This window comes from Flavobacterium tistrianum (genome assembly GCF_003254545.1).
Taxonomy (GTDB): Bacteria; Bacteroidota; Bacteroidia; order Flavobacteriales; family Flavobacteriaceae; genus Flavobacterium; species Flavobacterium tistrianum.
Genome location: NZ_QJRH01000068.1, coordinates 74563 through 87556, shown reverse-complemented (window position 1 = coordinate 87556; position 12994 = coordinate 74563). Strand labels below are relative to the sequence as shown.

Sequence of the window (12994 nt, the reverse complement as noted above, 5' to 3'; positions counted from 1 at the left end):
TTTTGAGATATTGTTTAAGCTCTTTCGATAACAATTGCCGATGCGCCACCGCCACCGTTGCAAATTGCAGCAGCTCCAGTTTTTGCATTGTTTTGTTCTAAAACATTTAGTAAAGTTACAATAATACGCGCTCCAGAAGCTCCAAGAGGATGTCCTAAAGAAACAGCACCACCGTTTACGTTTACTTTGTCGTTATCTAAATTTAATATTTTTGCATTAGCCAGTCCAACAACAGAGAAAGCTTCGTTAAATTCGAAGAAATCAACATCTGAGATTGAAATTCCAGCTTTGTCTAAAGCTTTTGGTAATGCTTTTGCTGGACTTGTTGTAAACCATTTTGGTTCTTGAGCCGCATCAGCATAGCCTTTTATGTATGCTAAAGGTTTTAAGCCTAATGCATTTGCTTTTTCTTCAGACATTAAAACCAAAGCAGCAGCTCCGTCATTGATTGTAGAAGCATTTGCAGCGGTTACCGTTCCGTCTTTTGTGAAAACCGGAGCTAAAGATGGAATTTTATCTAATTTCACATTAGTATATTCTTCATCTTTTGAAAATATAATTGGCTCGCCACGTCTTTGTGGAACTTCAACAGGAACAACTTCATTGTCGAATTTTCCAGCGTCCCAAGCTTTGGCGCTTCTTTCATAAGATTGAATTGCGAATGCATCTTGTTCTTCACGAGTGATTTTATATTCAGAAGCACACAAATCAGCGCAAACTCCCATTGCGTTGTTGTCGTAAGCATCTGTTAAACCATCTTTTTGCATTCCGTCAAGCATAGTTGCAGGACCAAATTTGTTTCCAGCACGCATTTGTACATAGTGAGGGATTAAGCTCATGCTTTCCATTCCACCAGCTACTACGATTTCAGCGTCTCCACATGCGATTGCTTGAGCGGCAAACATTACAGCTTTCATTCCAGAAGCACATACTTTGTTTACTGTTGTAGCAGCAACTTCTTCAGATAATCCGGCAAACAATGCAGCCTGGCGCGCTGGTGCTTGTCCAACTCCCGCCTGAATTACATTCCCCATGAAAACTTCATCGACTAATTTTGGGTCAAGATTAATTTTTGAAAGCGCTCCTTTTATAGCAGCAGCGCCTAATTTTGGTGCAGGTACACTAGATAACCCGCCCATGAAACTTCCGATAGGTGTTCTAACGGCAGAAACGATAACAACTCTTTTGTTCATTTTCTGTTTAATAATAGTTAGTAAGCAAATTTACTGTTTATTTGAATAAATTCAAATTTTGTATTGAATCGTAATGATTTTAAATTTAAGGTGAAATTTTTGTTAATTCTATTTGTTTGATTGTGAAGTGGTTTTGAAAAAAGATGAAAAAAAACTAAAAAAACTCAAAAAAAAGCTTGTGAGAAAAGGAATGTTGTTATACATTTGCACTCGCAAAACGGAAGCAATTCCACTAGCAAGGAGAGGTGCCAGAGCGGTAATGGAGCAGATTGCTAATCTGTCGACGGGTAACCGTCGCCAGGGTTCGAGTCCCTGTCTCTCCGCTTAAATTTTGCCTCGGGGTGTAGCGTAGCCCGGTTATCGCGCCTGCTTTGGGAGCAGGAGGCCGCAGGTTCGAATCCTGCCACCCCGACTACAATTGAAATAATGGACGCATAGCTCAGCTGGATAGAGCACCTGCCTTCTAAGCAGGCGGTCGAAGGTTCGAATCCTTCTGCGTTCACAAAAAGTCACTCAAATCGAGTGACTTTTTGCTTTTATGTATATAGGTTTGATTTCTATTCTTAGAAATTTAAAAAAATAATGGTTCCATAGCTCAGCTGGATAGAGCAACGCACTTCTAATGCGTAGGTCGAAGGTTCGAATCCTTCTGGGATCACTTTATAGGATGATCATTTTCGATCATCCTTTTTTGTTTTACATCTATTTTCTTTATTTTTAGTTGTTCGAGATAAAAAGATTATTAGTATGAGAATAGCAATACTAGGGGCTCATTTGGTAGGTAAAACTACATTGGCAGAAAAATTATATGAATCTTTTCCTGATTATGAGTTTTATCCAGAGCCTTATTTGGAACTACAGGAAATGGGTTTTGATTTTTCTGAAGAACCCACTGCAGATGATTATGTGATCCAGTTGGAATATTCTATAAAACAAATCATGAGAAGTAATAGAGATGCTATTTTTGACCGTTGTCCAATTGATCTTTTAGGATATGCTTTAGCAGTTGACAATACATTAAACTTTTCATCCGTATTTAATAAAATTCAAAATGTGATTAAAGAAATTGACATTTTTGTGTTTGTTCCCATTGAAGAACCAGATCGAATTTTATGTCCGCAATCAGATTTACCTGAATTGAGAAATGAAGTAAATGAAATTATTAGAGAATTAATTGATGATTTTGATTTGGAAGTAATTGAAGTTAAGGGAAATTTGTCTGAAAGACTAAATCAAATTCAGAATCAAATAAATAAGTTGAAAATATAGAGAAAATCCGATAAAGTAGGCTGTATGTGTTTTTAAGATTGCTACTAAGAGAGATGGTCTTTTAAATTATTTTGAGGTAAATTGCATCTTCATTTAATTCTAATAACAAATAAAATTTTTACTACACTCCATGAATGAAGAAATAAATTTTTACCGAAATGCCAAGAAAACGAGAAGCTTACTTTTATATGCTAGCGCAATCAGTGTATTATTGGCGATTATGCTTTTATATGGCATAGGAACTTTTGACGGAGTATTTAAAATAAAACTATCGATTGCTTCAGGTGCTATTCTTTTGATAATGCTTGTTTTGATATTTAAAATGCTTGCCAGTATAAAAGACAAATCTCCATTAATTCAAATAGATTCAAATGGTTTTTCTGGAAGAACAACTCCAGTAGCTAAAGCTTTCGGAAGAATAGAGTGGCAAGATGTTACCGATGTGCAATTGCAAAAAGTAGGAGGCGATACTTTGGTAGCCATTACGATTGATGATATATCTAAGTATGATGGTCGTGTTTCTAAATTTCTTTGGAAAATGGCTTATAACGAGCAAAATTCAAAATTGAATATAATGTACTCGGCTTCAGAAATTGAAATTAATGCAGATGAATTGTATAAGCTGATTTTAAAATACTGGAAAAAATAAAATAATCTGTTATAAAATTTAAAGAGCCACTTTAGTTAAGTGGCTCTTTTGTTAGTTCTAAATGCAAAATTGAATATGGTTTTCCACAGCCGTCTAAATTAGAGGTCGATTGTATCTCAAATCCGAAATGCTTGTAAAATGCGGTTGCTGTAAGGTTATCTTCATTCACGTCAACTTTCGAGATTTTAAGCTCTTCAATTGCATACAATAATAGTTGTTTACCAATTCCTTTTCCAATTTGGTTTGCTGTTACAAACAACATTTCTAAGTTTTCTTCATGAGTTCCGACAAAACCAATAATTTGTTGTTGCTCATTTTTTATACAGTGCAATGACACATTGTCAAAAAAGTTTGGAATTAGCTCTTTGTAAAATATAAAATCTTCAGGTTTTAAGAAATCATGCGTCGCTTTTACCGAAGATTCCCAAACCGAAATCAATTCAGGATATTCTGTTTTATTTACTTTTTGAATCACAGTCTTGATTGTTTAATTTTTTTGATGACTGGCAAAAATAGCAATTATATGTAATATTGAATTTATCTTTTGCCTGCTGCCCAGAAAATAGAATTTCGAAGTAGGGTAGTGTATGCTTCGTTTTGGAATAATTCTGGTGCGTGTCCCATAAAAATATAAACGTTTCTTGAAGGAAATTTATCGTTTGTCCACACTACAGGATGGTCTCCCATTTTTATTTTTGAGTCTGGCTGATAAGTAGATTCGTCAACCGAAGCCAGAACATGAACATTTGGCCTTGGGCTTTTGTCATAAATATACCATTCTTCTTTTTTGATTAAGAAATCAGCAGGAATGCCTTTAGTTATAGGATGAGATTTATCTTCGATATTTACTTTTCCACTTGCAAAATCTGGAATGTAATTTACAAATCTGATTCCGCCCATAAAATAAGAAAACCAGTTCCACATCGGGTATCCATCAAATTCGCCAAGCAAAGTTGCATGATGCAAACCAACCCATCCACCTTTGTCGCTGTTCATGTATTTCTGAAACGCCTGCATCGATTCTTCACTCCAAGTATAAGGCGGATAATCTAATTGTATAAAGACTTGATATTGTTTTAAAAGTGTTTCATTGATTGTTTTGGTGCTTTCAATATAATCAATGGTAAAACTGCTGTCAATGGCAAGTTTGTTTAACCAAGGCTTAGCTGCTTTAGTAAACGGAAGATGATGTCCGCCATTTTCATATAAAACTAAAGCTTTAAATCGTGACTTTTTTTGTTTTTGAGCTTGGCAATCCAGATGAAGCAAACAGCTTAAAACAAGTAAAATAAATACTATTGAATTTTTCATGAAAGCAATTTTATGATGATGAAATAATTATGGTTCAACCATTGCGGTTATAGCTTGTAAAAACCATGCTGAATGCGGAATCCATTGTTCTGTCCACCGCCATTCATTGCCTTTGTCTTCCATTTTAAAATCGATTCCAGAACCGTCAGCGTTTCCGTCTTTACCAGTAATTCCGTTAGAAATGCCACCTTTTTCAGATCCGTGTCCGTAATTAGAATGCATATAAGGAACATTGTTTTCGCCAAATTTGTACAAAAAACACATTGAATACGGATTGCATCCCAAAATCCAAGATAGTTGCTGTGAAGCGTACAAGTCGAGCGATTTTTTTGTATTATTATTTTTTTGAATTGAAAAACTTTTTCCGCCTTCTATAGCTGCGGTTGCCAATGAAGCCAATCGGGCATTTTCGCCTTGCCACCACCAGCCGGTTTCATTATCATGCGGAATAAAAAATCCGTCTTGAATTTTATCATTAAATAAAAAACTTTGCCTCGCATAACCAAACGGATTAGCTACATTGTTTGTAACAGCAAGATTGTATTGCAAAGCTTTTTTAATAACATTTTCTGCAGCAGTTCTTTCTTTGCTGTCAGATTCTTTTTTAAGATATCTCGTTAGAGCTACGACAGGCAAACCAGCATCGGCTGCATGCCAAAACGGACGATTTCCGTCATTGCTTCTAAACCAACCTTTATCTGTCATTCGGTTTTCAAGTTTATGAGCCCATTTTTTAGCTTCATCTTTATAAAAATTATCATTAGTAGCAATCCATAATTCTGTCGCCGCCATCAAAGCGCAATAATCATCTATAATGTTTTCTTTTCCGTCATCATCATATTTTGTATTATTGATTAGTAGATGTGCGTAAGCTCGTTTTGCTCCGTCTAAATATTGTTTTGAAGTAAAATCTCCACTCTTATTCCATTTTGAAATTCTAGCAAGTGATGCTATTGCCATTCCTGCACCTTCGCGAAAAGCAGATTGATACTCGTCAGTAGTAACACTATTGGCTTTTAATCCCACAATTCTTCTTGCTGCAGGATTTTTATCAAAATAGCTGAAAACTATCATATAGAAATAATCTTCATCAGATAGACAGCGCATCATGTAGTCGGCTCCCCAAATGGCTTCATTGTCTAAAGAATCTTTTATTTTCCATTGCACGAGCTTTTTTGAAATGGTTTCAGAAGTGTTTATAAGTGACCAAGTTACCAAAGGAGTTTGTTGAGGCGATACAAAATTTGCATAAGCTAAATGCGAAAAATATTTGCTCACATCTCCAGACGCATCACACCATCCACCGTGAACATCTACTTTTTTTGTGCTTCCAAACAATAACATGTTCTTGTCAGCTTCGAGTTCTTCAGGAGTATTCGCTCTTTGTTTGTTGTAATAATGTACGATTGAAGAAATGGTGTGTTTTGCCAATATATCTTCTTCAATTGAAAAACGGGCAGAAGTGTATATTTGATCTGCAATTTTAAATGATACTTTATAATTTCCTGGTTTTTGAAAAGATGAAAAATCGGCTTTATAATAAAAATTGCCAAGTTTCCATTCGTCAACACTTTCTGCTTTTCCAATCTTAGAAGTAAAAACTGTTTTTCCTGACTCTGCATCTATAATATCAAAAGTTGAATTTAAAAGATTGCTGTGATATTCAATAATAGCAATTTTTGGACTTTTTGGATTAAAGCCTACTTGATTTACAAAGATGATAGTTTTGCTATAAGCTGAAATAGAAATAAACAAAACTATTAAAACGCATCTTAATTGTTTTCTAAGTTTTAGCATGGTTTTAGTTTTTTTAGCTACTAGAAATGGCAAATTACAAAAAAGAGAAAATTTTTCTAAGCTAAACAGGTTTGTGCTAAAAACGTGGAATTTGCACTACGAACAAGTTTTATGGGCGTTTATGCCGTAGTTAAGAAATCAATGATGTGTATTTGATGTGATTTTTGCGAACGGATTAAGATTATTTTAATTCACTATTCTTTGCACTTTTTCCATCTGATTAAAACATCTGGAATGAATTTCAAGACCTTCTTTGTATTGTTCGAGACTCATTCCGTATAAATTGGGAATGTTTTCTAAATTGTTCTCGTTTAATGAGATTTTAAATTGATTTTGAATAGAATCTAAATGGTTGTTTTCCTTTTTATTGGTATTATGGGTTGTCATAAAATATGGGCTTTGGTTGAAAATGGTTTTTAGTATACTTTTTAAGATTGTGACGTTAAGAGTTTTATTTTTTCTATCGCTTGCTTATTCTCGTTTGCAACTTCTACTAATGCAAGCAAAATATCATTTCTGAGTATGGTTTTGTTTCTTACATTTCTAATCAACGATTTGCTTGGAGCAGGATGCCCTTTTTTAATAATACAAGCTATAGTAAGATCAACATAGGTAACTGGTAAATGCCTATCTATAAATTCATAAGCTTTTTTATTGTGAGAATTATCTTCTTTAAAATTGCTATTATTGATTAATTTTGACATATATTTGCTAATAATTATTTGTATGTATTTTATTACGTGTAAATGTAAGAATATTATTATATTATTTATTCTTTTTAATGTTAAAAAATATATTGTAGCTATATTTTGTTTGAATTTTAATAATGATGTATCACGAGAAACTAAGTAAATTCTTTAAGGATAAAGGATTAAAGCAAAAGGAAGTAGGAGCAATTTTAGGATTTAGCCCTGCAATGATTGGAAGATATTTACACGGAACGGCTAGTATAGGTTCTGAATTTATACTTAGCTTAAGTAAAAATTTTCCGGATGTGGATTTGAATGATCTTTTTGCTGATGAGCAAAATAAGGTTAATGAGGCTGGACCAGTTTATGAGAAGCAGAATATTCTGAATGACTTGCAAGAAATTGAAGGACGTATTCATAATATTCGACTGCGTCTGGCGGACAAAAAGTTTGAGGAATAACAAAAACTTTTCCCAAAAGTATCTAACAATTTAAAATGTCACAATTTTAATTTAAACCACTCTTTCTGAGTGGTTTTTTTGTTTAAAATACTCCTTTTTTATTTAATTATACACTTACAGTTTAAGTTTTTTTTTACTAAATTTGATTAACAATTTCTAGCAGTAACCAATATGGAAAAATTAAAACGACCGGTTTATGTTAAACCAGGAGCAGATGATTTTTTTAAAAAGATGCGTTTAGAAGTGAATGAAACGGTCTTAAAAAACTCGTCTTTGTATGTATTAAATGTTGTGAAGTCGCTAGGACTTCTGGCAGTATTTTTTTTGTTCTACGCCTGTATTTTAATTTTCGGCAACCAGACGCCTTTGTTATTTCTTTTTTACATTTTGTCTGGTATTACCATGATCGTTTTATTTATAAATGCTTTTCATGATGCTGCACATGGAGCTTTGTTCAAAAAGCCAAAGCATAATGAATGGTTTTTATATGTTTTGGAACTATTTGGAAGCAATCACTGGCTTTGGATGCGACGCCATATAAGCCTGCATCATGCTTATCCAAATGTACCAGATTGGGATGTCGATATTAAACAGAGCGATATTATTAGAATATTTCCAAATAGTCCGTTGTTTAATTACCACAAGTATCAGCACATTTACATGTGGTTTATTTATCCTCTTTACAGCCTCAATTGGCTTTATATTAGAGATTTTAAAGACTTTTTTGGCACAAAGGATAACTATGTAAAAAAAGTAGTGGATAAAATCCCGAGACAAGAAGTTTACAGACTGTTTGCAGCTAAGATTATCAACCTTATTTATTTACTTTTTATCCCGATGATGTTGTTAAGTCAGCCTTGGTATATGGTGCTTTTTGCGTGGCTGTCTATGCATTTATGCGGTAGTGCAATTGGTGTTGTGGCATTGGTTTCGACACACGTTGATGAAGATGCTCACTTTCCGCATGCCGATGAAGATGGGAATCTTTCGGATACATGGGTAATGCATCAAATGATTGTGACTAAAGATTTTAGTACAGAAAGCAAATTGGCTAATTTTCTTTACGGCGGATTTACGCACCACGTTGCGCATCATCTTTTCCCTGCAGTTGGACATACGTATTATCCTTATATTACGCCAATTATAAAACGATATGCAGAAGAATACAATTTGCCATACACTTCATATCCGTTTTATCACGCTGTTCGTTCTCATTTTAGAATGTTGAGAGACAAAGGTGTAAAAGAAAATATTTTAGCGACAGGGGAAATATAACTCTAAAAATATCCAGTAAAAAAAGCGGTTTTTTGAACCGCTTTTTTTACGCTTGAATTATTTTTTATTTTGGATATTCTCCTTTTTAATATTTAAATCTTTTAAGAAGTTGCCTTTTATTTCAATATCAAAATTATCTTCTTTAAAAATCGTCAGTTTAGACTCTGAAAATTTGTAGACATTGATTTTATTGTTTTTAACATCAATATACAAATCATAAGAATACGTGCTGCAGTCATGTTGCTTGCAGCCCCAAGCATGAAGTATATTATCTTGTTTTTCAAAAGGAGTTTCGGTATTCCAGTTTTTTACCATTTGATCATAATCTGCTCCTAATAATTTTTTTAATCTCGGGGCTAAACTGCTTTTGGTTAAAAACTGAGTGCCAACAACACTTTTATCTACTAGAGCATATAGAGAATCGTTCGGGTTTATAGCAGTGCTGTCTGCCTTTAAAGCCTCCGTTTTTACGGAAGTTGAATCTGTTTTAGGAACTTCTTTGCTAATTTCTTTTTTACACGAAAACAGGACTAAACTGCTTACAAGTGCTGCTGAAATGTATTTGGCTCTGTAATTCATAATATAAATGGTTTTTAGAATTAATAATTTTATTTACAAAGTCGTAAAGAGCTAATTTTCATAAAGATATTAAAAATAGTGTTTGGTTTGAAAGGAATTTATGACGAATTGTAGATTTGTAAAAAGAGAACTTTTGTTTCTATAGAGAAATGATAGAATCGGTTTTTACGTTTTTTTTGTTTAATTTCAATTTTTAAAACCGTCTTATAATGAATCATACTTTCAAAATATTAGTCTTTTTTCTTTTTGGAATTAGCTTTTTGCAAGCCCAGAATGAAACTTATACTTCTCCAGCTCAAGTTAAAATTTCTGACACTACATTTGTGAATCTGCGAGATTACAGCAATGATTTTGTCTATGATATGAAGTATGCGACCGAGGATAATTTCTTAAAGACAAAAGTTTATGATTGTGCCGAATGTATGCTTCGTTTAAAGACTGTAAAAGCATTAATTGCGGCTAATAAGGATTTTTTGAAGAAAGGCTATAGAATCAAATTATATGATTGTTACAGGCCTTTGGATATCCAGAAAAAAATGTGGGAGATTGTATCGAATCCTATTTATGTGGCAGATCCAAAAAAAGGCTCCATCCACAATAGAGGAGGAGCCGTAGATATTTCTTTAGTAGATATAACCGGAAAAGAAGTTGATATGGGAACTTCTTTTGATTTTTTCGGAATTATGGCGAGTCATAATTTTAAACAGCTTTCAAAAGAAATACTTTCTAATAGAGCTTATTTAAAAAAAAACATGATTAAAAATGGCTTTAACTCTTTTGATTCTGAGTGGTGGCATTATAATTTAAAAACCGGTTTAAAAGATAATGTGTCCAACCAGAAATGGAAGTGCAATTAATTACTCAACGCACCTGATATTATCCATAAAATAAGTATTCGGATTGGTTACCTTTCCTGTTAATTCGGAAGTAAGTTCTCGCTTTACGATATAATCTTCTGTATTAGTAAGGTATTTTATTCGCATTATAGAAATTGGAGATTTTTTCAGCTCTTCATAATTATCTTTCATAAACATAAAAATCCCAGTATTGATACGATTATCAAAACCTTTTTCATCACGAACAAGTGTACCGCAGTTTTCTTGATTGATGTGCATTAGGGTTACAATTTTTCCGTTCTCTAATTGCAAAAATATTTTTGAGTTCTTATCAAAACAGTTTGCTTTGATGAAATCCTTGCTCTTTTGGATAGATTGAAGGTTTAATGTTGGTAAACCATCTGTTTGAGCCAAAGAGAAGAAGATATAATTAAAGCTTCCGCCAAAATATTTCTCACTCATCAAATATTCATTTGTTATTTTATAAGATCCGATAGAATCATTTACATTTACACTATATTCACAAGGTTTTTGTGCAAATGCGGCAATCGTTAATAAGAAAAGAGTTAATGTAATTAATTGTTTCATTGCGTTAGATTATTTTGGTGCAAATTAAAACTATTTTGTTATCTTTTACATCTGTCGTAAAAAAACAATACAAATTTCCTCCATTTTTTATTTTCCATTTCTTTCGGATGTTTTCTACAGTCTCAGGAAAATTTCGAGTGGTAATATTAGCCTGCTTATTGGCAAGTTCATTTTTCATTTCATTTTTATTGTATGAAATGGCTTTTTGAACTTCAAATTTTCTTCCAGGAAAATCGATTAAATCTTCTGAAGTATATAAATGAGAGTGTTTATGAAGTTTATCAATTTGAAAAGCGATGCTCACTTCATCAAAACCGCCAGATTTCATGATAGCGGCATTGGGTTCGTAAAGATATTTCTTGGGAAAATCAAAAGATGGATATGAGATTTCATCGCCCAAAACAAATTCAAAAGTTTCTGTTTTTTCTTTTAAAATATTGGCTGTTTTTAGAGTTATTTCGCCTGAATATCCCTTGTGAATCTCAAAAAGCAGTTCTTTAACTTCGTTTTCTAAAGCAATGATGTGAATGTTCTTTACATTTTTTAATTCAGATAATCCTGCCGAAATGTCTAATAAAGGTGCGGTTTTAATTAAAATAGAATTTGATTTTTCGAAATAAAAATCAAGCAATTCAGGAACATTAGGAAGACAATCTTTCAGCATAAAAACTTTGCCTTTGCTGTCATTTCTTCGTGAAGGATCAATATAAATCCAATCGTATTTTTGTTTGGTTTCTTCTAATAGATGAATAGAATCGCCAGCATAAAAAGTACAATTTTCAACTTGCATCTGCTTAAAATTGTGCGATACAATTTTAGATAATTGTTCATTTATTTCGCAATGCGTTATCGATTTAAATTTCTTTGAAAAATAATAATCATCAACACCAAAACCTCCAGTTAAATCAATCAGAGATTCGCCAGATATTAAAGAAGCTTTGTATGCAGCTGTTTTCTCTGAAGAGGTTTGTTCTACTGAGATTTTGCTTGGATAAATAATATTTTCGGCCGCAAACCAAGTCGGAAGTTTTTCTTTTGCTTTTGATCGGGCTTCAATCTGATTTAAAATTAAAATCCAATCCATTTCTGGAAATGGATTTTTTTGGAGCGCCAATTTTGTTATATCTGCACCAGTATTTTGAATTATATATTCTTGAATTTCTGGATGCAAAATAGGATTGTTCAAAGCTAAATTCTTTCGGTTAATACGGAGACGATTTTGTTGTCAGGGAAAAATTCTTTTAAAATTACTTTAATCATTGTAAACGCAGGAATGGCTATTATCATACCTACAATTCCAAACGTAATACCACTGATTAAGATAACCAAGAATATTTCTAACGGGTGCGAATTTACGCTTTTTGACGAAATTATCGGCTGGCTAATATTGTTGTCAATTGCCTGTACCAATAAAAAGCCGATCACAACATAAATGGTTGTTGGAAGAATTTCTGATTGAAAATCTTTTCCAATCATGCTTATCATAGTTAAAATCGCAGCTAAAGTTGTTCCAATAATTGGTCCCAAATATGGAATTATGTTTAAAATGGCACATAAAAAAGCAATTACAAATGCATTTTTATTTCCGAAGATTAGCAATACAATAAGATATAGAATAAATACAACAATTAATTGCAATAACAAACCAATAAAATAGCGAGTTAATAAATGGTTTATTTTTGCGATGGAATTTAAAATTTTGTCTTCATTTGAATCTGGCAATATTCTTCTAGCCTGATCTTTAAAGATATCTTGATCTTTTATGAAAAAGAATGTGATGAAAAAAACCGATACTAATCCCATGCCCATATCGGCCATAAAGTTGATTATAGTATTTATAAATCCTGTGAAATAGCTAAAATCTAAGAAAGAAATTAGCTTAGAATCTTTTATAACTTTATTTAAATCGATATGCGGAATATTAAAATATTTTTCAAGACTGGTTTCTGTTTCCATAAATTGAGCCTGAAGATGTGCTGTATCTAGAAGTGCCAGATTATTTGCCTGAGAAATAATTAAAGGGACAAACAACAGAATAAAGCCAACAATTAGAAAAATGAAAAAGATAATGGTTGTCGACGCTGCCATCGAATTGCTGAATTTTAATTTGTTCTTTAAAAACAATACCATCGGATTGGCTATTAAACACAATATTAGCGAAATGCACAAATAGACAATTACGGTCTGGATTTCATATAAAAAATATAAAACAATGCCAATTATTAAAATCGTAGCTAAAGCTCTTAATATTCCGTTAGAAATAGTTTTTGATGTGATCATGCTTAAAATTTAGACTATAAATATAGGAAAAAGCATTCTAAAATTTAGAGGTAAACAAAAAAAGCGA

Annotated in this window: 15 protein-coding genes and 4 tRNA genes; 9 read left to right on the top strand and 10 right to left on the bottom strand. The window is 32.8% G+C overall.

Features of this window, described 5'->3' with window-relative positions:
- Nucleotides 1–14 precede the first annotated feature (14 nt).
- The gene (locus DMB71_RS10940) at nt 15–1193 is read right to left on the bottom strand and encodes an acetyl-CoA C-acyltransferase (protein WP_111366045.1); all 1179 of its coding nucleotides are present in this window, start codon (nt 1191–1193) and stop codon (nt 15–17) included.
- Between the two features lie 239 nt (nt 1194–1432).
- On the opposite strand from DMB71_RS10940, the gene DMB71_RS10935 reads away from it, so the two are divergent.
- The 6 genes from DMB71_RS10935 (at nt 1433) to DMB71_RS10910 (ending at nt 3111) form a co-directional block, all read left to right on the top strand.
- Nucleotides 1433–1516: transfer RNA gene (locus tag DMB71_RS10935), tRNA-Ser, on the top strand.
- A gap of 14 nt (nt 1517–1530) precedes the next feature.
- A tRNA-Pro gene (locus DMB71_RS10930) sits at nt 1531–1605 on the top strand.
- Between the two features lie 16 nt (nt 1606–1621).
- Nucleotides 1622–1695, top strand: a tRNA-Arg gene (locus DMB71_RS10925).
- Between the two features lie 82 nt (nt 1696–1777).
- A tRNA-Arg gene (locus tag DMB71_RS10920) sits at nt 1778–1851 on the top strand.
- Nucleotides 1852–1940: 89 nt separating this feature from the next.
- A complete protein-coding gene (locus tag DMB71_RS10915; protein ID WP_111366043.1) occupies nt 1941–2462 on the top strand; it encodes an AAA family ATPase in 522 nt (173 codons plus the stop codon).
- Nucleotides 2463–2592: 130 nt separating this feature from the next.
- A complete protein-coding gene (locus tag DMB71_RS10910) occupies nt 2593–3111 on the top strand; it encodes an STM3941 family protein (RefSeq protein WP_111366042.1) in 519 nt (172 codons plus the stop codon).
- A gap of 31 nt (nt 3112–3142) precedes the next feature.
- Here DMB71_RS10910 and DMB71_RS10905 read toward each other — a convergent pair whose 3' ends face one another.
- From DMB71_RS10905 to DMB71_RS10885, 5 genes are all read right to left on the bottom strand, one after another.
- Nucleotides 3143–3586: a GNAT family N-acetyltransferase gene (locus DMB71_RS10905; protein WP_111366040.1), complete on the bottom strand. Its 444-nt coding sequence runs from the start codon at nt 3584–3586 to the stop codon at nt 3143–3145.
- A 62-nt stretch (nt 3587–3648) separates the two neighbouring features.
- Nucleotides 3649–4422: a ThuA domain-containing protein gene (locus DMB71_RS10900; protein ID WP_111366039.1), complete on the bottom strand. Its 774-nt coding sequence runs from the start codon at nt 4420–4422 to the stop codon at nt 3649–3651.
- Nucleotides 4423–4449: 27 nt separating this feature from the next.
- A complete protein-coding gene (locus DMB71_RS10895) occupies nt 4450–6219 on the bottom strand; it encodes a glycoside hydrolase family 9 protein (protein WP_111366037.1) in 1770 nt (589 codons plus the stop codon).
- A gap of 186 nt (nt 6220–6405) precedes the next feature.
- Nucleotides 6406–6606, bottom strand: a complete 201-nt coding sequence (locus tag DMB71_RS10890) for a hypothetical protein (RefSeq protein ID WP_111366036.1) — start codon at nt 6604–6606, stop codon at nt 6406–6408.
- Nucleotides 6607–6647: 41 nt separating this feature from the next.
- Entirely contained in the window at nt 6648–6923 is a 276-nt protein-coding gene (locus DMB71_RS10885) for a hypothetical protein (RefSeq protein WP_111366034.1), read from the bottom strand.
- Nucleotides 6924–7045: 122 nt separating this feature from the next.
- On the opposite strand from DMB71_RS10885, the gene DMB71_RS10880 reads away from it, so the two are divergent.
- Together DMB71_RS10880 and DMB71_RS10875 are read left to right on the top strand one after the other, a co-directional pair.
- Nucleotides 7046–7369 carry a helix-turn-helix domain-containing protein gene (locus tag DMB71_RS10880; protein WP_111366033.1) on the top strand — a complete coding sequence of 108 codons (324 nt, stop codon included), beginning with the start codon at nt 7046–7048 and terminating at the stop codon, nt 7367–7369.
- A gap of 171 nt (nt 7370–7540) precedes the next feature.
- Nucleotides 7541–8644, top strand: a complete 1104-nt coding sequence (locus tag DMB71_RS10875) for a fatty acid desaturase family protein (protein ID WP_111366031.1) — start codon at nt 7541–7543, stop codon at nt 8642–8644.
- A 57-nt stretch (nt 8645–8701) separates the two neighbouring features.
- On the opposite strand, the gene DMB71_RS10870 is transcribed toward DMB71_RS10875, so the two are convergent.
- A complete protein-coding gene (locus DMB71_RS10870; RefSeq protein WP_111366029.1) occupies nt 8702–9223 on the bottom strand; it encodes a hypothetical protein in 522 nt (173 codons plus the stop codon).
- 209 nt (nt 9224–9432) lie between these two features.
- Between DMB71_RS10870 and DMB71_RS10865 the strand changes: the two genes are divergently transcribed.
- On the top strand, nt 9433–10080 hold the full coding sequence (locus DMB71_RS10865) for a M15 family metallopeptidase (RefSeq protein WP_111366028.1): 648 nt from the start codon (nt 9433–9435) through the stop codon (nt 10078–10080).
- Here DMB71_RS10865 and DMB71_RS10860 read toward each other — a convergent pair whose 3' ends face one another.
- From DMB71_RS10860 to DMB71_RS10850, 3 genes are read right to left on the bottom strand one after another with little or no spacing between them, the layout of a single operon-like run.
- Complete coding sequence (locus DMB71_RS10860) at nt 10081–10647, bottom strand: hypothetical protein (protein ID WP_111366026.1); 567 nt, start codon at nt 10645–10647, stop codon at nt 10081–10083.
- Between the two features lie 4 nt (nt 10648–10651).
- A complete protein-coding gene (locus DMB71_RS10855; protein ID WP_111366025.1) occupies nt 10652–11833 on the bottom strand; it encodes a THUMP-like domain-containing protein in 1182 nt (393 codons plus the stop codon).
- 2 nt (nt 11834–11835) lie between these two features.
- Complete coding sequence (locus DMB71_RS10850; RefSeq protein WP_111366023.1) at nt 11836–12927, bottom strand: AI-2E family transporter; 1092 nt, start codon at nt 12925–12927, stop codon at nt 11836–11838.
- Nucleotides 12928–12994 lie beyond the last annotated feature (67 nt).

Excerpts from the sequence above, each read along its gene's own strand:
- DMB71_RS10880 (WP_111366033.1), top strand. The coding sequence starts at position 7,046 with ATGATGTATCACGAGAAACTAAGTAAATTCTTTAAGGATAAAGGATTA.
- DMB71_RS10900 (WP_111366039.1), bottom strand. The coding sequence starts at position 4,422 with ATGAAAAATTCAATAGTATTTATTTTACTTGTTTTAAGCTGTTTGCTT.
- DMB71_RS10860 (WP_111366026.1), bottom strand. The coding sequence starts at position 10,647 with ATGAAACAATTAATTACATTAACTCTTTTCTTATTAACGATTGCCGCA.
- DMB71_RS10940 (WP_111366045.1), bottom strand. The coding sequence starts at position 1,193 with ATGAACAAAAGAGTTGTTATCGTTTCTGCCGTTAGAACACCTATCGGA.
- DMB71_RS10850 (WP_111366023.1), bottom strand. The coding sequence starts at position 12,927 with ATGATCACATCAAAAACTATTTCTAACGGAATATTAAGAGCTTTAGCT.
- DMB71_RS10885 (WP_111366034.1), bottom strand. The coding sequence starts at position 6,923 with ATGTCAAAATTAATCAATAATAGCAATTTTAAAGAAGATAATTCTCAC.
- DMB71_RS10870 (WP_111366029.1), bottom strand. The coding sequence starts at position 9,223 with ATGAATTACAGAGCCAAATACATTTCAGCAGCACTTGTAAGCAGTTTA.
- DMB71_RS10890 (WP_111366036.1), bottom strand. The coding sequence starts at position 6,606 with ATGACAACCCATAATACCAATAAAAAGGAAAACAACCATTTAGATTCT.
- DMB71_RS10865 (WP_111366028.1), top strand. The coding sequence starts at position 9,433 with ATGAATCATACTTTCAAAATATTAGTCTTTTTTCTTTTTGGAATTAGC.
- DMB71_RS10915 (WP_111366043.1), top strand. The coding sequence starts at position 1,941 with ATGAGAATAGCAATACTAGGGGCTCATTTGGTAGGTAAAACTACATTG.
- DMB71_RS10875 (WP_111366031.1), top strand. The coding sequence starts at position 7,541 with ATGGAAAAATTAAAACGACCGGTTTATGTTAAACCAGGAGCAGATGAT.
- DMB71_RS10910 (WP_111366042.1), top strand. The coding sequence starts at position 2,593 with ATGAATGAAGAAATAAATTTTTACCGAAATGCCAAGAAAACGAGAAGC.
- DMB71_RS10895 (WP_111366037.1), bottom strand. The coding sequence starts at position 6,219 with ATGCTAAAACTTAGAAAACAATTAAGATGCGTTTTAATAGTTTTGTTT.